This window comes from Kocuria sp. SL71 (assembly GCF_026672465.1).
GTDB classification, from domain to species: Bacteria; Actinomycetota; Actinomycetes; order Actinomycetales; family Micrococcaceae; genus Kocuria; species Kocuria palustris.
Genome location: NZ_JAPPRE010000001.1, coordinates 98,569 through 119,980 on the forward strand (window position 1 = coordinate 98,569; position 21,412 = coordinate 119,980).

General features: G+C 71.5%; 20 protein-coding genes. 16 read left to right on the forward strand and 4 right to left on the reverse strand.

The genetic code is table 11. The features are described from left to right. The first annotated feature begins 5 nt into the window (after window positions 1-5). The gene (locus OVA15_RS00415; RefSeq protein ID WP_006215513.1) at window positions 6-1,199 is read left to right on the forward strand and encodes a YhjD/YihY/BrkB family envelope integrity protein; all 1,194 of its coding nucleotides are present in this window, start codon (window positions 6-8) and stop codon (window positions 1,197-1,199) included. Window positions 1,200-1,557: 358 nt separating this feature from the next. Here OVA15_RS00415 and OVA15_RS00420 read toward each other — a convergent pair whose 3' ends face one another. From OVA15_RS00420 to sdhC, 4 genes are all read right to left on the reverse strand, one after another. After that, on the reverse strand, window positions 1,558-2,322 hold the full coding sequence (locus tag OVA15_RS00420) for a succinate dehydrogenase iron-sulfur subunit (protein WP_006215512.1): 765 nt from the start codon (window positions 2,320-2,322) through the stop codon (window positions 1,558-1,560). Then, window positions 2,322-4,073, reverse strand: a complete 1,752-nt coding sequence (gene sdhA, locus OVA15_RS00425; RefSeq protein WP_006215511.1) for a succinate dehydrogenase flavoprotein subunit — start codon at window positions 4,071-4,073, stop codon at window positions 2,322-2,324. The genes OVA15_RS00420 and sdhA overlap by 1 nt, the downstream gene beginning before the upstream one ends. Before the next feature lie 103 nt (window positions 4,074-4,176). Beyond that, the gene (locus OVA15_RS00430) at window positions 4,177-4,665 is read right to left on the reverse strand and encodes a succinate dehydrogenase hydrophobic membrane anchor subunit (protein WP_006215510.1); all 489 of its coding nucleotides are present in this window, start codon (window positions 4,663-4,665) and stop codon (window positions 4,177-4,179) included. A 20-nt stretch (window positions 4,666-4,685) separates the two neighbouring features. Then, entirely contained in the window at window positions 4,686-5,018 is a 333-nt protein-coding gene (sdhC, locus tag OVA15_RS00435) for a succinate dehydrogenase, cytochrome b556 subunit (protein WP_241180359.1), read from the reverse strand. A 403-nt stretch (window positions 5,019-5,421) separates the two neighbouring features. On the opposite strand from sdhC, the gene OVA15_RS00440 reads away from it, so the two are divergent. The 15 genes from OVA15_RS00440 (at window position 5,422) to OVA15_RS00510 (ending at window position 21,411) form a co-directional block, all read left to right on the forward strand. Next, on the forward strand, window positions 5,422-6,540 hold the full coding sequence (locus OVA15_RS00440) for a mannose-1-phosphate guanylyltransferase (RefSeq protein WP_029643361.1): 1,119 nt from the start codon (window positions 5,422-5,424) through the stop codon (window positions 6,538-6,540). 85 nt (window positions 6,541-6,625) lie between these two features. Then, window positions 6,626-7,888: an amidohydrolase gene (locus OVA15_RS00445; protein WP_006215507.1), complete on the forward strand. Its 1,263-nt coding sequence runs from the start codon at window positions 6,626-6,628 to the stop codon at window positions 7,886-7,888. 288 nt (window positions 7,889-8,176) lie between these two features. Further along, window positions 8,177-9,124, forward strand: coding sequence for a BMP family ABC transporter substrate-binding protein (locus tag OVA15_RS00450; RefSeq protein ID WP_268142361.1), 948 nt, complete (start codon window positions 8,177-8,179; stop codon window positions 9,122-9,124). A 41-nt stretch (window positions 9,125-9,165) separates the two neighbouring features. Then, on the forward strand, window positions 9,166-10,248 hold the full coding sequence (locus OVA15_RS00455; RefSeq protein WP_268142363.1) for a BMP family ABC transporter substrate-binding protein: 1,083 nt from the start codon (window positions 9,166-9,168) through the stop codon (window positions 10,246-10,248). A 61-nt stretch (window positions 10,249-10,309) separates the two neighbouring features. After that, window positions 10,310-10,726: a cytidine deaminase gene (locus OVA15_RS00460; protein ID WP_268142365.1), complete on the forward strand. Its 417-nt coding sequence runs from the start codon at window positions 10,310-10,312 to the stop codon at window positions 10,724-10,726. Between the two features lie 41 nt (window positions 10,727-10,767). Then, complete coding sequence (locus OVA15_RS00465; protein ID WP_268142367.1) at window positions 10,768-12,063, forward strand: thymidine phosphorylase; 1,296 nt, start codon at window positions 10,768-10,770, stop codon at window positions 12,061-12,063. A 290-nt stretch (window positions 12,064-12,353) separates the two neighbouring features. After that, a complete protein-coding gene (locus OVA15_RS00470) occupies window positions 12,354-12,893 on the forward strand; it encodes a hypothetical protein (RefSeq protein WP_268142369.1) in 540 nt (179 codons plus the stop codon). A gap of 301 nt (window positions 12,894-13,194) precedes the next feature. Continuing rightward, window positions 13,195-14,055, forward strand: a complete 861-nt coding sequence (locus OVA15_RS00475) for a hypothetical protein (protein ID WP_268142371.1) — start codon at window positions 13,195-13,197, stop codon at window positions 14,053-14,055. Window positions 14,056-14,059: 4 nt separating this feature from the next. Continuing rightward, a complete protein-coding gene (locus OVA15_RS00480; RefSeq protein WP_053446955.1) occupies window positions 14,060-15,325 on the forward strand; it encodes an adenosine deaminase in 1,266 nt (421 codons plus the stop codon). Then, window positions 15,322-16,020 (forward strand): MazG family protein, encoded by a 699-nt coding sequence (locus OVA15_RS00485; RefSeq protein ID WP_006215500.1) that lies wholly within the window; start codon window positions 15,322-15,324, stop codon window positions 16,018-16,020. The genes OVA15_RS00480 and OVA15_RS00485 overlap by 4 nt, the downstream gene beginning before the upstream one ends. 124 nt (window positions 16,021-16,144) lie before the next feature. Next, window positions 16,145-17,425 carry a phosphopyruvate hydratase gene (gene eno / locus OVA15_RS00490; RefSeq protein ID WP_006215499.1) on the forward strand — a complete coding sequence of 427 codons (1,281 nt, stop codon included), beginning with the start codon at window positions 16,145-16,147 and terminating at the stop codon, window positions 17,423-17,425. Between the two features lie 240 nt (window positions 17,426-17,665). Beyond that, window positions 17,666-18,247 (forward strand): FtsB family cell division protein, encoded by a 582-nt coding sequence (locus OVA15_RS00495; protein WP_006215498.1) that lies wholly within the window; start codon window positions 17,666-17,668, stop codon window positions 18,245-18,247. Window positions 18,248-18,339: 92 nt separating this feature from the next. Beyond that, window positions 18,340-18,903, forward strand: coding sequence for a DUF501 domain-containing protein (locus OVA15_RS00500; protein ID WP_375543934.1), 564 nt, complete (start codon window positions 18,340-18,342; stop codon window positions 18,901-18,903). A gap of 46 nt (window positions 18,904-18,949) precedes the next feature. Then, a complete protein-coding gene (locus OVA15_RS00505) occupies window positions 18,950-19,942 on the forward strand; it encodes a Ppx/GppA phosphatase family protein (RefSeq protein ID WP_006215496.1) in 993 nt (330 codons plus the stop codon). Between the two features lie 59 nt (window positions 19,943-20,001). Further along, window positions 20,002-21,411, forward strand: coding sequence for a S8 family peptidase (locus tag OVA15_RS00510; protein ID WP_268142376.1), 1,410 nt, complete (start codon window positions 20,002-20,004; stop codon window positions 21,409-21,411). Window position 21,412 lies beyond the last annotated feature (1 nt).

Consider the following 21,412-nt stretch of genomic DNA (forward strand, 5'->3'; position numbering starts at 1 on the left):
GGCCCTTGCCCAGCTCGGCTCGCGGCCAGGGGCCGCCGATCGACCCGGAGGAGGAGGGGGCGCGCCGCCCTCAGGCAGGCGCGCAGTCCTACGTCCTGGAGCCGCCGGCCGTCCCTCCGGCGGCAGTGGACCGCGACGGGCTGCGCCGTGAGGCCAAGAGGCAGCTGTCGATCCTGCGCCTGAAGCGCCGGCAGGGGGCCGGTCTGCTCTCTCAGCTCGGCAGCGTCTTCGGCTGGGCTCTGGCCTCGGTGTGGACCCTGCTGCCCGGTCGGCTCGTGATGCACTACCTCTTCCACGGCGGGCCCCTGATGGCCGCGGGGCTGTCCTACAACATGCTCTTCGCCTCCGTGGCCGTGCTCGTGATCGGCTTCGCGATCATGGGCCGCTGGCTCGGCTCGGACTCCGAGTTCCGGGACCTGGCGATCGACGCGGTGGAGCAGTCGGTGCCGGGGCTGCTGAACTCCGGGCATGGGGGCCTGATCCCGGTGTCCATGCTGGAGACCACTCAGCAGTTCACCGTCACCTGGATCGTGGGCGCCGCCATCCTGGGCTTCACCGCCTGGCGATGGGCTGCGGGGATCCGGCTGTCGACCCGGCGGATGTTCGAGGTCCCTCCTTCGCGAGGAGCTCCGGCCGCGGCGGTGCCGCGGGACATCGTGGGGCTGCTCGTGCTGGTGATGGTGCTGTCCGTCTCGCTGGTGCTCAACGCCGAAGCGGCCGGCGCCCTGCGCCTGCTCGAGGACCAGGTGGGGCAGGTGCCGGTGCTCAGCCCCCTGGTCCGCTTCATGGACGGCGAGGTCGCCTACGGGGCAGCCACCGCGGTCGGGGTCGGAGCCGATGCGCTCACGCTGTTCCTGATGTACCGAGTGGTCGCCCAGCTCAAGCCGTCGTGGTGGGTCATGACCTGCATGCTGATCCTCGGCGCCGGCGGGAACTACGTGCTGCGCGAGGTCGGCGGGCTGGTCATCCAGGCCATGACCTCGAGCCCGTACCTGCTCTCGATCGCCATCACCGTGGGCGTGCTGCTGTGGTTCTACTTCTTCAGCCAGATCATCCTGGTCTCGGCGGCCTTCGGCGCCCTGGTCCAGGCCGACACCCATGGCGGGCATCCGCAGCCGGTGGGGGAGACCCGGGCCGTGGCCGCGGTCGCGGTGGCCACCCTCGACGACGTCCGCGCTCACGAGCGCGGCCTGCTCTGACACACTGCTGCCCGCTGCAGCTCCTGCGGGGGCCTCCTCGCGCTCGGTGCGGCCTCTGCGCCCCCCATCGCTGCCCCGCTGCTGCGCGCCCCGTCGATGGGGCCGTCGCCGATGCCGCGCCTGCGCAGCCCTCAGCGCTGACGGGCTGCCGTCCTGCGGCCTCATCCGGTCGGACCCGCTGAGGCCGCAGAAGCGCCGTCGATCACCGCTGAGGGGCTGCGGTGGTGCGGCGTCAGCTCGCCGGGCCGGCTGACGGCGGCACCGAGATCGCCGGGGAAGCGACGAGCCCCGTCGGTCCGTGGACCGACGGGGCTCGTCGTGCGTCTGAGCGGCCGCTGGGGCGCTGCTCAGGGGGAGATCACATGGAGGTGGCCAGCGCGGCCTGCTTCACCTCGGCGATGGCCTTCGTGATCTGGATGCCGCGGGGGCACGCCTCGGTGCAGTTGAAGGTCGTGCGGCAGCGCCACACGCCCTCCTTGTCGTTGAGGATCTCCAGACGCATGTCTCCGGCCTGATCGCGCGAGTCGAAGATGAAGCGGTGCGCGTTCACGATCGCCGCGGGGCCGAAGTACTGGCCGTCGGTCCAGAACACCGGGCAGGACGACGTGCACGCGGCGCACAGGATGCACTTGGTGGTGTCGTCGAAGCGGGCCCGGTCCTCGGGGGACTGGTAGCGCTCGTACTCGGGCTCGTTGTCCTCGTTGATGAGGAACGGCATGACCTCGCGGTACGACTGGAAGAACGGCTCCATGTCGACGATCAGGTCCTTCTCGCAGGGCAGGCCCTTGATCGGCTCGATAGTCAGGGGCTTGGACAGGTCCAGGTCCTTGAGCAGCACCTTGCAGGCCAGGCGGTTGCGGCCGTTGATGCGCATGGCATCCGAGCCGCACACACCGTGCGCGCAGGAGCGGCGGAAGGACAGCGAGCCGTCGATCTCCCACTTGATCTTGTGGAGGCAGTCCAGCACGCGGTCGGTGCCGTACATGGTGACGTTGAACTCTTCCCAGGTGACCTCGGAGGAGAACTCGGGGTTGTAGCGACGGATGCGCACCGTGACGTCGAAGGACGGAATCGACTCCGACTGGGTGCTCTCGTCGGTCTTCTCAGCAGCGGCAGTGGACATCAGTACTTGCGCTCCATCGGCTCGTAACGGGTGAAGATGACGGGCTTGGTCTCCTGGCGGATGCCAGCGGTCTCCGAGGACGGGTCGTCGTAGACCATCGAGTGGACCATGAAGTTCTCGTCATCACGATCGGGGAAGTCCTCGCGGGCGTGACCGCCGCGGGACTCCTTGCGGTGCAGAGCGGCCACGGACATGACCTTGGCGAGCTCGAGCAGGAAGCCCAGCTCCACGGCCTCGAGCAGATCCAGGTTGTAGCGCTTGCCGCGGTCCTGGATCGAGATGCGGGAGTAGCGCTCCTGCAGCTTCTCGATGTCCTGCAGGGCCTGCCAGATGGAGTCATGGGTGCGGAACACCTGCATGTTCATGTCCATGGTGTCCTGCAGGTCCTTGCGGATGGCGCCGACCTTCTCCTCGCCGTGATCCGAGCGGGCGTTGTCCAGCAGCGCCTCGGTGCGCGCCGTGGCGTCGTCGGGGATCGGCAGGAACTCGGCGCGCTCGGCGTACTGGGCGGCGAAGACGCCGGCGCGCTTGCCGAACACATTGATGTCGAGCAGCGAGTTGGTCCCCAGGCGGTTGGAGCCGTGCACGGACACGCAGGCGACCTCGCCGGCGGCGTACAGGCCGGGGACGGTCTTCTCGGAGTTCTCGAAGACCTCGCCCTTGATGTCCGTGGGGATCCCGCCCATGCAGTAGTGGGCGGTGGGGAACACCGGGATGGGCTCGTAGTACGGCTCCACGCCCAGGTAGGTGCGTGCGAACTCGGTGATGTCCGGCAGCTTCTCGTCGATGTGCGAGGGCTCCAGGTGCGTCAGGTCGAGCAGCACGTAGTCCTTGTTCGGACCGCAGCCGCGGCCCTCGCGGACCTCGTTGGCCATCGAGCGGGCCACGATGTCGCGGGGCGCGAGGTCCTTGATGGTAGGGGCGTAGCGCTCCATGAAGCGCTCGCCGTCCGAGTTGCGCAGGATGCCGCCCTCGCCGCGGGCGGCCTCGGAGACGAGGATGCCCAGGCCGGCCAGGCCCGTGGGGTGGAACTGCACGAACTCCATGTCCTCCAGCGGCAGGCCGCTGCGGAAGGCGATGGCCATGCCGTCGCCGGTCAGGGTGTGCGCGTTGGAGGTGGTCTTGAAGACCTTGCCGGCGCCGCCGGAGGCGAACACGACCGACTTGGACTGGAAGACGTGCAGCTCGCCGGTGGCCAGCTCGTAGGCCACCACGCCCGAAGGACGGCGCCCCTCGGGGGTGTCCACCATGATCAGGTCGAGCACGTAGAACTCGTTGTAGAACTCGATGTTGTGCTTGATGCAGGCCTGGTAGAGGGTCTGCAGGATCATGTGACCGGTGCGGTCAGCGGCGTAGCAGGCGCGGCGCACGGGGTTCTTGCCGTGGTCGCGGGTGTGCCCGCCGAAGCGGCGCTGATCGATCTTGCCCTCGGGCGTGCGGTTGAACGGCAGACCCATCTTCTCGAGGTCCAGGACGGCCTCGATGGCCTCCTTGGCCATCACCTCAGCGGCATCCTGGTCCACCAGGTAGTCGCCGCCCTTGACGGTGTCGAAGGTGTGCCACTCCCAGTTGTCCTCCTCGACGTTGGCCAGGGCGGCGCACATGCCGCCCTGCGCCGCGCCAGTGTGGGAGCGGGTGGGGTAGAGCTTGGTGAGAACCGCGGTGCGGGCGCGCTGGCCGGACTCGAGGGCCGCGCGCATTCCAGCGCCGCCGGCGCCGACGATCACGACGTCGTACTTGTGAACCTGCATTCCAGTGTTCTTTCTGTTGGGAGTTCGTGGGAGGTGCTGGGCGGCGCCGCCGCAGTGCGCGGGCCCGGCGTCATCGGCGGGCGGGAGCTGCGGCGGCGGACGGTCAGCTCGCGGTGCAGAAGCTGGCCAGCAGCTCGGGATCCGCGCCGGCGGGGCAGGGCTCGAAGGTGAAGATCACCATGGTGCCGAGCAGGATCGTGAAGGCGACGGCGACGAAGAGCGCGATCTTGAGCCAGAAGCGGACGCCGGTGCGCTCGGCGTAGTCGTCGATGATCGTGCGCATGCCGTTGCCGCCGTGCAGCAGGGCGAGCCACAGCAGCAGCAGGTCCCAGACCTGCCAGAACGGGTTGGCCCACTTGCCGCCGACGAATCCGAAGTCGATGGCGTGGACGCCGCCCTCGGGGGCGATCAGGTTGACGAAGAGGTGGCCGAACACCAGGACCAGCAGCACGACGCCCGAGATGCGCATGTAGAGCCATGCCAGCATCTCGAACTTGCTGCGCCCGGAGGTGGACCGGTTGTACTTGACGCCGGCGACCTCGCGGTCGTTGCTGCGAGGGACGGCGATCTTGGACTTCAGCGGAGTGCTCATGTGTGTGGATCCCCTCGCGATCAGTGGATGAACATGTAGTACACGTGGACGATGGCGAACGGCACCATCACGACCAGCCAGGCGATGGCCACCGCCCAGAAGAGCTTCTTCTGGTGGTTGGCGCCGTTCGACCAGAAGTCGACCAGGATGATGCGCACGCCGTTGAAGGCGTGGTAGACGATGCCCGCCACCAGGCCCATCTCGCCGATGCCCATGATCGGGTTCTTGTAGGTCGCCATCACGGCGTTGTAGGCCTCGGGATCCACGCGGACCATGGCGGTGTCGAGGACGTGGACCAGGAGGAAGAAGAAGATGCCCACGCCGCTGATCCGGTGGGCCACCCACGACCACATTCCGAATCCTCCGCGATAGAGGGTGCCCGATCCGATCTTCCCGGCGGATTCCGGCCGGGTCCGGACCGCGGGTGCTGTGGTCGCCACGATGTGATACCTCCCTGTATCTCCTCAGGCCGATTGCCCGTTCGGGGATCTCGGCGGGCGCGCGTGCGCGCCGACGGCCGAGCGCCTGAGGCGTGTTGCATGGAATTGTCAGCGGATTCACGGGCCACACTACCAGTCGGATGTCTGGGAAGCGGCCACTTGGCGACGAGGTGTCAGCGTCCTCACGCGGCGGTTTCGCGCGGTTCTCACAGCTGCTGAGGGCTCCTGCAGGGCCCGGCCGGACCCGGAGCCTCGCCGAACGGTGGACGGCCCGGCAGGGCGGCGCTGGGCCGGGCGGCGCGCCCCGGGCGATATCATGCGATCCGTGACGGAACCTCTTGAGCATTTCCATCCCTTCATCCCCGCCGGCGGCGTGGGGTCCCGGCTGTGGCCCCTCTCGAGGGCGGACGCGCCCAAGTTCCTGCTGGATCTCACCGGCTCGGGCTCGTCCCTGCTGCGCGCCACCTACGAGCGCCTGGCGCCCTTGAGCCGCGGCTCCATCATGGTCGTGACCGGACGCAGCCACGCCGGGGCCGTGAGCCAGCAGCTGCCGGAGCTGTCGGCCGAGGACCTGGTCCTGGAGCCGTCGCCGCGCGATTCCGGGGCTGCGATCGGGCTGGCCAGCATCCTGCTGGAGCGCCGCGATCCGGGAGCCGTGATCGGCTCGTTCGCCGCAGATCACGTGATCGAGCCCGCGGATGTCTTCCAGGAGGCCGTGCGCGAGGCCGTGCTGACCGCCCGCACCGGCAAGGTCGTGACCATCGGCATCCGCCCGACCGCTCCGTCGACCGGCTTCGGCTACATCAAGGCCGGGAAGCCCCTGGACGTCGACGGCGCGCCGTCGGCCCGCGACGTCGAGCAATTCGTGGAGAAGCCGGATGAGGACACCGCCCGCTCCTACGTGGCCAGCGGCGACTACCTCTGGAACGCCGGCATGTTCGTGGCCCCGGCGGCCCTGATGATGCAGCACCTGCAGACCAACGAGCCGGAGCTCTTCGCCGGGCTGTCCGAGATCGCCGATGCCTGGGGCACCGAGGATCAGGACGAGGTGATGGCCCGGGTCTGGGAGCAGTTGCCCAAGATCGCGATCGACTACGCCGTGGCCGAGCCGGCGGCGGCGGTCGGGGATGTCGCCGTGGTTCCGGGCTCCTTCTCCTGGGACGACGTCGGGGACTTCGCGGCCATGTCCCGGCTGAACCACCCGCGGGAATCGGACGACGTGGCGGTGCTGGGCGAGAACCCGCGCGTGCTCGTGGACAGCTCCTCCGGGATCGTCGTCTCGGACACCGGCCGGGTCGTCGCGCTGATCGGCGTCGAGGACATCGTCGTGGTGGACACGCCCGACGCCCTGCTGGTCACCACGCGCGAGCACGCCCAGCGCGTCAAGGAGACCGTCAACTCCCTGAAGGCCGCCGGCGACACCGACGTCCTCTGACCAGGACCCCTTCTCCGGCGCGCGGCCTCCTCCGGGAGGCCGCGCCGTGGTCCGTCGGCTCGCGGCTGCGCCGTATCCTGAGGCAATGTCCGATTCCCCCGCCGCGAGCACGTCCAGCAGCGAAGCCCCCCGGCACCGGTTCGACGACGGCGGCCAGGCCCTGTCGATCGCGCCGCTCGTCCGCCGCTTCCTGCCGCACCTGATCGAGTTCCGCCGCGACCTGCACTCGCACCCGGAGCTGTCCTACCGGGAGCACCGCACGACCGACCGGCTGATGACCGAGCTCGAGGCCGTCGGCCTGGAGCCGGTGCGGCTGCGCAGCACGGGCTGCTACGTGGACATCGGGACCGGCGAGCTGTCGGTCGCGCTGCGAGCGGATATCGACGCCCTCCCGATCCAGGAGGCCACCGGTCTCGAGTTCTCCTCGCAGAACCCCGGGGTCGCGCACATGTGCGGTCACGACATCCACACCACCGTGATGCTCGGCGTGGCCACCGTGCTGGCCGATCTGAACCGCACCTCGCCGCTGTCCGGGCGGGTCCGCGTCGTGTTCCAGCCGGCCGAGGAGCAGCTGCCCGGCGGCGCCCTGACCGTGATCGAGCAGGACGTCCTGGAGGGGGTCCCGCGGATCTTCGCGCTGCACTGCGAGCCCAAGGTCGACGTCGGCCAGGTCGGCACCCGCATCGGGGCGATCACCTCGGCCTCGGACACGGTGCGGCTGCGGCTGTCCGGAGCGGGCGGTCACACCTCGCGCCCGCACCTGACGCAGGACCTGGTCTTCGCCATGGCCCAGATCGCGATCAACGTCCCGGCGATCCTCTCGCGCCGCATCGACGTCCGCTCGGGTGTGCAGGTGGTCTGGGGCGAGATCGGAGCGGGCGTGGCCCCCAACGCCATCCCCTCGGAGGGCACCCTGGCGGGGACCATGCGCTGCCTCGACGCCGAAGCCTGGCACCAGGCCGGAGAGCTGCTCGACCAGGTCGTCGGGGACGTCGCCGCGCCGTACGGCGTGGAGGTGGACCTGGAGCACGTGCGGGGCGTCCCGCCGGTGGTCAACGGCGAGCTGGAGACCACCATGATCGAGAACGCCGCCCGCGCGGAGCTCGGCGAGGACGCCGTGGTGCTCGTGGAGCAGTCCATGGGCGGCGAGGACTTCGCCTGGTACCTCCAGGAGGTCCCCGGCGCCATGATGCGCCTGGGCACCCGCACCCGAGGGGGCCAGACCCACGATCTGCACCAGGCCGACTACATCGCCGACGAGGACGCCATCGCCTGCGGCATCCAGGTCATGGCCAGCACGGCCCTGCGCGCCGTGGCGCACCACGTGAGAGAATCCGCCCTCCGCTGATCGCTCGTCCCCTCAGCACCGCAGAACCCGGCCGCTGCCGATGAGATGTCCCCCCTGAAGGTCTCGTCGCACAGCATCGCAGGAGCCCCCCCCCCCACAGCTATGACTTCCCCCCTCCGTTCGCACCGTGCCCGTGCGGCGGCGCCCGGTCGCCGCCGCCAGAGACGTCCCCGGCGCGCAGCAGCGGCGCTGGCTGCTGCTGTCTGCGCTGCTGCCCTGCTCAGCTCGTGCGCCGCCCCGCGCACCGCGGCGGGATCCGGAGAGGACGCAGTCGATTTCACCGGCTGCGTGCTCGGCTCCAGCGGCGGCTTCCGCGACCGCAGCTTCATTCAGGACATCCACGACTCCAGCCGGATGCTCGAAGACTCCCTGGGCATCGAGGTGCGCACCGAGGAGTCGGGCTCGCCGCGGGAGTCCGAGCAGCTGCTGAAGGAGATGGCCGATCCGGCCGGCGGCTGCGACCTGGTGGTCGCCATGGGCTCCACGCTCGTGGAGCAGGTCGAGGCGGCCGCCGAGCGCCATCCCGATCAGGACTTCGCGATCATCGACGACGACTCGATCCATCTGCCCAATGTCCGCACGCTGGTCTTCGACGCCTCGCAGCCCGGGTTCCTCGCCGGATACGCTGCCGCCTCGGCCACCGAGACCGGGCGCGTGGGCGCCTTCGGAGGGGAGGACATCCCCGAGGTCCACGACTTCCTCGACGGCTACGCGGCCGGGATCGAGCACTGGAACGAGGTCCACGACGACGACGTGCAGCTGATCGGCTGGGATCCGCGCGAGCGCACCGGCGATTTCGTCGGGGACTTCGCTCGCACGGAGGTCGCCGCCGAGCTGACGCGTCGGCAGCTCGACGACGACGCCGACGTCATCATGCCCGTGGTGGGGCGCGCGGGGCTGGGCGCCACCGAGACGATCGCCCAGGACGACGACGCGCTGTTCGTGTGGGTCGACGTGGACGGCTGGGAGGTGCTGCCCGATGAGCAGCGCACTCGGCAGCTGACCTCGGTGCGCAAGGAGGTGGGCTCCGCCGTCGCCGATGTGATGACCCAGTACGCGACTCCCGGGGCTGAGGCCGACGACTACACGGGGACCCTGGCCAACCGGGGCGTCGCTCTGGGGGACTTCCATGATCAGGCGCAGCGCGTGGACGAGCAGACCGCCCAGGAGCTGAGGCAGCTGCGCCAGCAGATCATCGAGGGTCGGCAGCCGACCCGACCCGGCGCGGGAACGTAGACTTCAGGCGATCGCCCTCCCCACAGCACCCGGAAGCAGCCATGTCCCTCCGCCGTCCCGTGCCAGCCGCCTGCGCGGTCGGTCTGAGCGCGCTCGCGCTCAGCGCCTGCGGCGAGCTGTCGGAGGACTCCGGGCTCGGCGCGGCGGAGGAGGCCACCGTCTGCATGGTGGCCGATGGAGAGGGCTTCGAGGACCTCAGCTTCCATCAGAGCGCGCACGAGGGGCTCGAGCAGGCGGCCCGTGACACGGGGGTCTCGACCCGTGAGTCCGTGGTGGGCTCGGATACCGAGTCCGACCCTGCCCTGCGCTCCATGGTCCAGAGCGGCTGCGACCTCACGATCGCCAACGGGCAGCCGCTGTCGCAGGTCGCCCTGGAGGTCGCCGCCGAGAACCCGCAGGCCGCCTTCGCGACCGTGGACGACTCCGCAGGCGAGGGCCTCGGCAATGTCAAGCCGCTGAGCTTCGACTCCGGCACCGCCGCGTTCCTGGCCGGCTACCTGGCCGCAGGCACTACCGAGACCGGCACGGTCGCAGCCTTCGGGGGCGAGGACATCCCCCGGGTGAGGCTCGTGCTCGACGGCTTCGCCGAGGGCGTCGAGCACTGGAATGAGCTGAAGGACGACGACGTCGAGCTGCTCGGCTGGGACCGGCAGGAGCAGGAGGGCACCATGCTCGGCTCGTTCAAGGACGTCGAGGGCGCCCGGGAGGTCACCGAGGGCTTCCTGGACAACGGCGCGGACATCGTCCTGCCGGCCGCCGGAGGCGCCTCCGAGGGCACCGCGCAGGCCGTGGCCGCCACGGGTGAGGGCTCGGACCAGGCGCTGTTCATCTGGGTCGACACCGACGGCTACGACGTCCTGCCGGAGGCCCAGCGATCGCACCAGCTGACCTCGGTGCTCAAGGACCTCACAGGGCCCGTGGAGTCGCTGGTGCGCGACCTGGAAGACGGTGAACTCGATCTGGACCCCTACGTGGGGACCCTCGAGAACGGGGGAGTGGGCATCGCCGATCACCACGACCAGCAGGAGCGCGTGGGCCCGGAGCTGGCCGCCGAGGTCGCCGGGCTGCGCCAGCAGATCATCGACGGCGAGCTGGAGATCGAATCCCAGGAGGACGCCGGCTGAGGCGTCACGGCCGGGCCCGCACAGCACGGGGCGCGGCCGTCGAGACGAGGAGGAGCAGGAGATGACCGAGAGCATCGAAGGCGCACGGCTGGAGGAGCTGATCGCCGAGCAGCCCTGGGCGGGGCTGATCGAGGAGGCCCGCCGGGCCATGCGGCACGCCTACGTCCCGTACTCCCGCTTCAAGGTGGGGGCGGCCGCGCTCGTGGACGACGGACGCGTGGTCTCCGGGTGCAATGTCGAGAACGGCAGCTACGGGCTCACGCTGTGCGCCGAATGCGGCCTGGTCAGCGCCCTGCACGCCAGCGGCGGCGGACGGCTGACGCACTTCGTGTGCGTCGACGGCCAGGGCTCGGTGCTCATGCCGTGCGGCCGCTGCCGCCAGCTGCTGCACGAGCACGGCGGGGATCAGCTGCAGCTGCTCACCGTGAGCGGGCTGCGCACCATGGACCAGGTCCTCCCGGACGCCTTCGTCCTGTGAGCGCGCAGCAGCAGTCCCCGGTCCGAAAGCCTTTCGTTGCCGTGGACGTCATCCGGGCCAAGCGGGACGGGGGTCGGCTGGATGAGCCGCGGATCCGCTGGGCCGTGGACGCCTACGTCCGCGGGGTGCTGAGCGAGGAGCAGATGGCCGCCCTGGCCATGGCGATCTGGTTCCGGGGCATGGATCGGGAGGAGACCTCGGCCTGGACCGAGGCCATGATCGACTCCGGCACCCGCCTGGACTTCACCGGGCTGCGCCGCGGCGGGTGGAGGCTGCCGACCGTCGACAAGCACTCGACCGGCGGTGTGGGGGACAAGACCACCCTGCCGCTGGCTCCGCTCGTGGCCGCCCACGGGGTCGCCGTCCCGCAGCTGTCGGGCCGCGGCCTGGGGCAGACCGGCGGCACCGTGGACAAGCTCGAGGCCATCCCCGGGTGGACGGCAGAGCTCACCCACGACCAGCTGCTGGCGCAGCTGCAGGACGTGGGCGCGGTGGTGTGCGCGGCCGGCGGGGATCTCGCTCCGGCCGATCGCCGTCTCTACGCGCTGCGCGACGTCACCGCCACGGTCGACTCCATCCCGCTGATCGCCTCGTCGATCATGTCCAAGAAGATCGCCGAGGGCGCCGGCGGCCTCGTGCTGGACGTCAAGGTCGGCTCCGGCGCGTTCATGAAGGACCGCGGATCCGCGGAGCAGCTGGCCCGGACCATGGTCGGTCTCGGCCACGACGCCGGCCTGCCGACCTCCGCGGTGCTCACCGACATGTCCGCCCCTCTGGGCCGAGCCGTGGGCAACGCCTGCGAGGTGCAGGAGTCCCTCGAGGTCCTGGCCGGCGGCGGTCCGGCCGACCTGGTCGAGCTCGTGCTCGAGCTGGCCCGCCGGATGCTCGCCCTGGCCGGAGTGGACGACGATCCCGCCGACGCGCTCGCCGACGGCCGCGCCATGGACTCCTGGCGCCGCATGATCGCAGCGCAGGGCGGCGACCCCGATGCCGAGCTGCCGCGGGCGCGGCACGAGCAGGAGGTCGTCGCGGCAGAAGGCGGAACGGTGCAGGGCATCGAGGCGCTCGGCATCGGCACGGCCAGCTGGAGCCTGGGCGCCGGGCGCGAGCGCAGCCAGGACCCGGTCCAGGCCGGAGCCGGAGTGCTCCTGCACGTGGAGCGAGGCCAGCAGGTCCGGGCGGGGCAGCGCCTGGCCACGCTCATGACGGACACCCCGGAGGCCTTCGAGCGCGCCGAGCAGCTCGTGCTCGGTGCGATCTCGGTGGGCCCCGACCGGCCGCAGGCCTCGAGTCGGGCCGATGTGGTCCTCGGAGTCGTGGAATTCGAGGACTTGTGAGAGGCGACTTGTAGTCTGGTGGCAGACAGTGCCGGCGGTGCGCCGATCCGGCGGAACGAGACTGACGACCTGGAGGACATGATGGGACTTTTCAGCAGGAAGCAGACCCCCGAGAGCGAGCCGCGCACAGCGGACGCGGATGTCCAGCAGACGCAGCCTCGCGGCGCTGAGATACCGCTGCCGCGGGCCAGCAGCTGCCGGAGTCCGGCCCGCTGCGCAGCCTGGTCGACGGCCTGCTCGTCGACGGCGCCGAGCGCGCCAAGCTGACCCTGGTCCAGCGCGGCTCGACCATGAGCTACCAGTCCGAGCGCGCCGCGGCCGACGGCTCCCCGGAGACCGATTCCGGCGTGGTCGACCAGGCCTCGCCCCTGTTCGACGACGTCGCCGCCCTCTACACCGAGTCCATGAACTCGTCCACGGGCGCCTGGCAGACCGTCGTCATCACGGCGGCCGCACCGGAGGCCGATGGCCGCTCCGTCACCGTGGACTACGACTTCCCGGCCGCCGAGCACCGCACGGAGCAGTACCGGGTCGCCAGCGGCTCCGCGCAGGCCGGTGCCGCACAGAGCCGTGCTGCGCAGGGCGGTGAGGCACAGCCCGCCTCCGATGCGGCGACGTCGCCGCGTTCGGCCGACTCCGCTCAGGCCGATCCCGCCGCGCAGGGCCCGCTGGGCGATTCCTCGCAGGGCGGCGCCCGCACGGGGGGCCACCGCAGCGGGTGTCGGCGCGGGGGCCGGCGCCGGTGCCGGAGCTGCTGCGGCCGCCGGCGGCCGCGACCAGTCGGCTCCGCTCGGGCAGGATCAGGCCGGCACGGACGAGCCCGCCGCTGAGCAGCGCGACCTGGGGGCCGAGTCCCGCGAGGACCGTCGCCGCGACTCCGAGGCCCTGAGCCGCGAGCCGCAGGCCGTCCAGGACACCGAGGCCCGCACCCCCGAGGCACGGACCCAGGAGGCTCGTCCTGCTGAGGCACGGACCGCTGATGCTCGGGGCACCGAGGCAGCAGCATCCGAGACCTCGGGCGCCGAGGCGCGCCCCGTCGAGGCCGAGCAGCGCTCCGCGGGTGCCGGCGTCGCCGGCGCCGCGGCCGGTGCCGGCGCGGCAGGCGTCGTCGCCGGCTCGGAGCAGCGGCGCGTGCCCGAGGGCCAGCTGACCGACAACGGCACGGTCGACAACCTCGCGCCCCGCCAGCAGGGCCAGGAGCCGATCGAGGTGGACCACGAGGTCCAGGAGTCGGTCGCGCGCACGGCGGGCCACCAGTCCGCCGCTGGCTCCGGCGCGAGCGAGCAGCACGCGGGCACCTCCGCAGCCTCGCAGGCCCAGGGCGAGCAGATCCCGGCGCACGTCGATCACGACGAGTGGCGCGATGACAGCGGCGCCCGGCGCTCCCCGGCAGCCGCGCCCACGGGTGCGGCAGCCGCGCACTCGGTGTCCAGCCGGGACGGCTCCGGCGCCCCCACGGTCGCCAGCGGCGCCGATGTGGCCCCGTCGTACCGCGCCGCGGAGCAGGCAGCGGGCGGCGAGGACCTGGCCCAGGGCAACAAGGTCCTGTCGCAGAAGGACATCGCCCGCCGCGTGGCCGGCGCGCAGAAGCGTCTCTTCGGTGCCGACGGCTCCGCCCGCGACGTCTCGACCGTGCTGATCCGCGTGCGCACGCTGGGCACCTACTACGACGCCCTGACCCACGTGCGCCAGGGCGGCTTCTGGGACCAGCGCTCGACCTTCGACCTGATCCCCGAGGAGGACCTGCAGGTCCAGGCCCTCAAGCAGGACTCGTACGTCGAGGGCGAGGGCGCCCCGTTGGCGATCATGTTCCGCTTCCGTCCGGGCATCCCCCCGGAGGTCTCCTTCGACTACGACGACGAGGAGGCGTTCGTGCGCTACGAGAACCGCCTGCCCTCGCAGAACTACGTCGAGGAGCTGCGCATGTACCCGCGCACCGGGGCGAACATCCCGCAGCACGTCAACGACGCACTCCAGGATTGGAACTACTGATCCCATGACCCAGATCCCGAGCACCGGCCCCGCCGGTCAGCCCGGGAGCCAGGACCCCGTCGGCTCGGCCGGCGGGGTCCTGCGCTCCCTTCCTAAGATCAGCCTCCACGATCATCTCGACGGCGGCCTGCGCCCGCAGACCCTGCTCGAGCTCGCCGGGGCCGCGGGCACCGAGCCGCCCGCTGACTCGGCCGCCGAGCTCGAGCAGTGGATGCGCGAGTCCGCGGACTCGGGCTCGCTCGAGCGCTACCTGCAGACCTTCTCGGTGATCCTCGAGGTCCTGCAGAGCGCCGAGGCCCTGCGTCGGGCGGCTCGCGAGGCCGTCGAGGACCTCGCCGCCGACGGCGTGATCCACGCCGAGCTGCGTTGGGCCCCCGAGCAGCACGTGGCCGGCGGTCTGAGCCTCGGCCAGGCCGTCGACGCCGTCAGCGAGGGCCTGCAGGAGGGCGTGGTCGCGGCCGCCCAGCAGGGCCTGGAGATCTCCGCCGGGCAGCTGCTGTGCGCCATGCGCCAGGCCGACCGCAGCCTCGAGATCGCGCAGCTGACCGTCGAGCGCTTCTCCCCGGACGAGCCCGGCGGCGTGCTGGGCTTCGACCTGGCCGGACCGGAGGAGGGCTTCGCGCCCAGCCGGCACCAGGAGGCCCTGGACCTGCTGGCGCGCAGCCTGGTGCCCGTCACCCTGCACGCGGGCGAGGGCGCCGGCCTGGACTCCCTTCGCTCGGCGGTGGTCGACGGCCGCGCGCTGCGCCTGGGCCACGGCGTGCGCCTGGTCGAGGACGTGGCGCTGTCGGACGCCCCGGACGACGACGTCTCGATCGAGCTCGGCGAGCTGGCCCGGTGGGTGCGCGACCGCGGCATCGCCCTGGAGGTCTGCCCGCGCTCGAACAGCCAGACCGGTGCGGTCGCAGGCTGGAACCCTCCGCACAACCTCGTGCGCGTCCTGGGCCCCGGCACGCAGCGCCATCCGATCGGCTTCCTGCACCGTGCGGGCTTCCGCGTGGTGGTCGGGGCGGACAACCGGCTGGTCTCGGGCACGGATCTCACGACCGAGCTCGGCGAGCTCGTGGCCCTGCACGGGTTCTCGCTGGATGACCTCGAGACCCTGCAGCGCAGCGCGGCCCAGTCGGCCTTCCTGCCGCTGGATCAGCGCGTGGCCCTCGAGGCGCGGATCGGAGCGGAGTTCGACGCCGTGCGCGGATCGGGCATCCCGCTGGGCCTGGGGGACATGATGGCCGCTCACGAGGCCGAGGCTTCCGAGGGCACCTGGTGAGCCAGGACGGATCGGGGGCGGCCTTCGAGCGGCTGCTGGCGATCATGGACCGTCTGCGCTCGCCCGGCGGCTGCGCGTGGGACGGGCGCCAGAGCCACTCCTCGCTCGTGAAGCATCTGATCGAGGAGTCCTACGAGGTCGTCGAGGCCGTCGAAGCCCCCGGCGGGCCGGAGGCCCACCGCGACGAGCTCGTGGAGGAGCTCGGCGACGTCCTGCTCCAGGTGGTCTTCCACGCGAGGATCGCCCAGGAGCGCAGCGCGCAGCAGGGCGGGTTCGACATCGACGATGTCGTGGCGGGGATCAGCGAAAAGCTCGTGCGCCGTCACCCCGAGGTCTTCGCCGACGCCCAGAGGGCCGAGGCCTCGGACGATGCCGCCCTGCACGCCCGGTGGGAGGAGCTCAAGCGGGCCGAGAAGCCCCAGCGCACCGGCCCGTTCGACGGCGTGCCGCCGGGGCTTCCCGCCCTGCAGCGCACCGAGAAGATCCTCTCGAAGGCCAGGCGCCACGGACTGGAGCCGCAGAGCCCCTCGGAGCCGGACGAGGACCGCCCGCGCACTCAGGAGCAGCTGGGGCAGGCCCTGTTCGAGCTGGTGCGCCAGGCCTCGTCGGACGGACTGGATGCCGAGCGCGCCCTGCGCGAGCACAGCGCCCGGTGGGTCCGTCAGCGCGATCCGGCACGGCTCCCGCAGGACTGAGCGGAAGCACAGGCAATAATGATGTTCGTGACAGGGCCTTCTCGATAGGCTCGTCAGCAGAAGCACCGGGTCCTGGCGGGACGCCTCGGCCCGTTTCCGCAGCACCGATCGAAGGAGACCTTCCATGGCCATGATCATCGACGTCCACGCACGTCAGATCCTCGATTCCCGCGGCAACCCCACGGTCGAGGTCGAGGTCCGCCTCGAGGACGGCAGCTTCGGTCGCGCGGCGGTGCCCTCGGGCGCCTCCACCGGTGAGCACGAGGCCGTCGAGCGCCGCGACGGCGACAAGAACGTCTACCTGGGCAAGGGCGTCCTGGGTGCGGTCGAGGCCGTGAACGAGGAGATCGCCGAGGCCGTCATCGGCATGGAGTCCACCGACCAGCGCCTGGTCGACCAGGCCATGCTCGAGCTCGATGGCACCCCGACCAAGTCCAAGCTCGGCGCCAACGCCATCCTGGGCGTCTCGCTGGCCGTGGCCCGCGCCTCGGCGGAGGAGGCCGACCTCCCGCTGTACAAGTACCTGGGTGGCCCCAACGCGCACGTGCTGCCGGTGCCCATGATGAACATCCTCAACGGCGGCTCCCACGCGGACTCCAACGTGGACATCCAGGAGTTCATGATCGCCCCGATCGGCTTCGCCACCTTCTCGGAGGCTCTGCGCGCCGGCACCGAGGTCTACCACGCGCTGAAGTCCGTGCTGAAGGACCGCGGCCTGTCCACCGGCCTGGGCGACGAGGGCGGCTTCGCGCCCGACCTCGAGTCCAACCGCGCTGCCCTGGACCTGATCCTGGACGCCATCGAGAAGGCCGGCTACAAGCCGGGCGAGCAGATCGCGCTGGCGCTGGATGTCGCCTCCTCCGAGTTCTTCGACAAGGGCTCCTACACCTTCGAGGGCGGCAAGAAGTCGGCCGATGAGATGGCGGCCTACTACGAGCAGCTCGTGGCCGACTACCCGCTGGTCTCGATCGAGGACCCGCTGGACGAGAACGACTGGGACGGCTGGGCCAAGCTCACCGCCTCGGTCGGGCAGAAGGTCCAGCTCGTGGGCGATGACCTCTTCGTCACCAACCCCGAGTTCCTGGCCCGCGGCATCCGCGAGGGCGTCGGCAACGCCCTGCTGGTCAAGGTCAACCAGATCGGCTCCCTCACGGAGACCCTGGAGGCCATCACCCTGGCGCAGACCAACATGTTCCGGTGCATGGTCTCCCACCGCTCGGGCGAGACCGAGGACACCACGATCTCGGACATCGCCGTGGCCACCAACGCCGGGCAGATCAAGACCGGCGCCCCGGCGCGCTCGGAGCGCGTGGCCAAGTACAACCAGCTGCTGCGCATCGAGGAGGCCCTGGGAGACGCCGCCTCCTACGCCGGCGTCTCGGCCTTCCCGCGCTTCTCGGCCTGAGAGCGCGCCTGAACGGCTGAACGCAGCCGTCCGCACGCGGACCGCCGTCGTCCTCCTGACTCGGGAGGGCGGCGGCGGTCCGTCGTCGCGGGGGCAGTCGCTGCCTCGTCGGTGCCGAGCGGGGTCCGAGCGTGCCACTAGACTGGGCCCGCTCGCTCGTCGAACGCGCGTCCCGCAGCCCTCGCACAGTGAGGGGACGCCCCGAGCACGCAGACCGTCGCAGAGCCAGGAGCAGCATCCGTGTCCGATCACCGCACCGAGGACCGCGCGCCGCGGTCCGAGCGCGGCTCCGAGCCGGATCCGGCCGAGCGCGACGAGGCCCCCGCGCGCAGCCTGCGACGCTTCACGACGTCGTCGGGCAGCCGTCGACTGCTGTGGGTCGTGGCGATCGTGCTGTTCATCGTCTTCCTGGCCGCCCCCACGACCAAGATCTACCTGGACCAGCAGGCGGAGATCGCCGAGCTGGAGGCCAGCATCGAGGAGAAGTCCGCCGACCGGGATGCCCTGCAGGACGAGCTCGAGCTGTGGGAGAACCCGGACTACGTCGAGCAGCAGGCAGGGGAGCGGTTGATGATGGTCGAGCCCGGACAGCGCTCCTACCTGGTGGTCGGCGCCGACGAGGTCGGCACCGGGGCCGCGGACACCTCTGCCGTCGAGGAGTCCGCCGGCAGGCCGGCCTGGGCCGATGCCCTGTGGGGCTCGCTCAAGGACTCCGCCTGGCCGCAGCGCGCCGAGGACTCCGCCGACAGCTTCCCCGAGCTCGACGAGGCGCAGGAGGACCCGTCCGCCTCGTCGTCGCCCACCGCCGAGACCACCGAGTGAGGACCCCCGTGAGCGAGCAGAGCACCAGCAGCGATCAGCCGCGCCCGGATCTGGAGCAGACCGTCTCCGGGATCGCCCCGGCCGGCGTGGACGTGGCCGAGCCCCGCGGCCTGAACTCCACGGCCGCCAACCGCCGCCCGCAGGAGCTGGACCTGCAGGTGCTGGCCCGCCAGCTGGGCCGGCCCGTGCGCGATGTGGTGGAGATCCCGGCCCGGTGCGCCTGCGGCAACCCGCTCGTGGCGGCCACCGCTCCGAGGCTGTCCGGCGGCACGCCGTTCCCCACGGTCTACTACCTGGCCCACCCCGTGATCACGGCAGCCGTCTCGCGGCTGGAGGCGGAGGGAGCCATGTACGGGATGACCGACCGCCTGGGCGAGGACGAGCAGCTGGCGGCGTCCTACCAGCGCTCGCACGAGGACTACCTGGCCCGGCGCGAGCGCATCGGCGCCATCGCCGGCTCCGGGGAGGTCCCGGAGATCGACGGCATCTCCGCAGGCGGCATGCCCACCCGCGTGAAGTGCCTGCACGTGCTGGTCGGACACTCGCTGTCCGCGGGACCCGGCGTGAACCTGCTCGGCGACGAGACGCTCGAGCTGATCGCCGACACCTGGTCCCCGCAGATCTGCCGATGCGATCCCGCCTGGCGCGAGTCCTGAGCACCGCCCCACCCCCTGAAGAGCCCGAGTACACCGAGGAGCCCCCATGCGCGTCGGAGCCATCGACTGCGGCACCAACTCGATCCGCCTGCTGATCACCGAGGCGGCTGACGACGCCGTGGGCGCCTCCCCGGCCGAGATCGAGCTGAACGAGCTCGTGCGCACCAAGGAGATGGTCCGCCTGGGCCAGGGCGTGGATGCGACAGGCTGGCTGGCCCAGGAGGCGCTGGAGCGCACGTTCGCGGCCGTCGACGGCTTCGCCCGCCTGCTCGATGAGCACGCCGTGGACTCGGTGCGCTTCGTGGCCACCTCGGCCACGCGCGACGCCGGCAACCGGCACGTCTTCGTGGACGGCATCCGCTCGCGCCTGGGCGTGGCCCCCGAGGTGATCTCGGGCGAGGAGGAGGCGGCCCTGTCCTTCGCGGGGGCCACCATGGTGGCCGCTCCGGAGTCCGAGGACGATCGCACGTTGGTCGTGGACCTGGGCGGCGGCTCGACCGAGCTCGTGCTCGGCAGCTCGGCGGGGATCCTGGCCTCGCGCTCGCTGAACATCGGATGCGTGCGCATGACCGAGCGCCACCTGGGCTCCAACCCGCCCACCGAGGCGCAGCAGCGCGCGGTGCTGGCGGATGTGGACCGCGCCCTGGACTCCGCGGCGCTGACCGTCCCGCTGGGCCAGACCCGGAAGATCGTGGGCGTGGCCGGGACCGTCACCACCATCACCGCACTGGCCCTGGGCCTGGAGGACTACGACGAGCAGCGGATCAACGGCGCCGAGCTGCCGATCTCCGATCTGGAGCGCACCTGCCGCGAGCTCACCGCCATGACCCGGGAGCAGCGCGACGCCCTGGGCGTCATGCACCCCGGGCGCGGCGACGTGATCGGCGGCGGCGCCCTGGTGTGGCGGCGCGTGCTGCAGCGGATCGCCGAGGCCACCGACGGGCGTGTGAGCACCGCCACCACGAGCGAGCACGATATTTTGGACGGCATCGCACTGTCCCGCCTGTCCACCATCCCCCAGAAGGCTCCGCTGGCCTGACGTCCCCGGGGCGCCTGCCGACCCGGATCCGCTTCGCGGAGTCCACGAAGGACCTGACCATGAGCCCCACAGCCTCCGAGCGCACCTCCGGCAATGGAGGGCGGGGCCCGGTCCGCACCGCCGTGGCGCTGAGCGCCTCCGTCGTGCTGAGCGGGATGCTGACCAGCGCGGTCATCGCCGGCCCCGTCCAGGCCACCGAGGAGACCCCGGTGCCGGATGGCCCCGCGCCGTCGGTGCCGGTCACGGACCCGTCGGATGTGCCCGTGCCGGAGCCCTCGCAGCCGGCCGAGTCCACCGAGATCTCCGAGTCGCAGGCCCGCGCGGACGAGTACTGGCTCGATGAGTACGGCGTCCGCGACGCCTGGAAGGCTTCGCGCGGGGAGGGCGCCACGATCGCGATCATCGACACCGGCGTGGACGGCTCGCACCCGGACCTCGAGGGGGCCGTCTCGGGGGGAACGGACGTCTCCGGCATCGGGGCCGCGAACGGCCAGGAGCCGCTGGGGGCGGATACCGATCACGGGACCATGGTCGCCTCCGTCGCGGCCGGGCGCGGCCACGGCGCCGATCACGCCGAGGGCATCATCGGCGTGGCCCCCGAGGCGGAGATCCTGGCCGTGTCGACCGCGCTGGGAACCGATGAGGCCGGCGTGCGCTCGACCGACGAGCAGATCCCCGACGCCGTGCGCTGGGCCGTCGACAACGGCGCCGACGTGATCAACATGTCCGTGGGCTCCCCGCAGCAGTCCTGGCCCGAGTCCTGGGACTCGGCGTTCGCCTACGCGGAGGAGAAGGACGTCCTGATCGTGGCGGCGGCAGGCAACCGCGGAAACGGCCTGGTGCAGGTGGGCGCTCCGGCGACCATCCCCAGCGTGCTGACCGTGGGCGGGGTGGATCAGGACGGGCAGGCCGGCTGGGAGTCGTCGTCGCAGGGGATCTCGATCTCGGTGGCGGGTCCGGCGGAGGAGCTCGTGGGAGCCACTCCGGGAGACGGCTATGCCAGCTGGACGGGCACCTCCGCCTCCGCCCCCATCGTGGCGGGCACGGCAGCCCTGATCCGCTCGGAGCATCCAGAGCTCAGCGCCGACGAGGTGGCTCACCGGATCACGGCCTCGGCCGAGGACGCGGGCGAGCCCGGCAAGGACCCGCTCTACGGCTACGGGATCCTGGACGTGAACCGGGCGGTGACCGCGGACCTGCCTGAGATGGAGGACTCTCCGCTGGGCTCCATGGAGCAGTGGATCGAGGTGCATCGCCGTCACGACAGCGAGCGGAGCGCCTCGGCAGCGACCTCCGGGCCGCCGCTGACGGAGGATGTGACGGTCGAGGCGGAGGCTCCGGAGCCCGTCGAGCCGCTGAACTCGACCGGGATGCTGCCGATCTTCGTGCTGGCCGGATTCGGGCTGCTGGTCGCCGCGATCACGATCGGGGCGGTCCGGCACATCCGCTGGCTGCTGCGCCGCGGCTGAG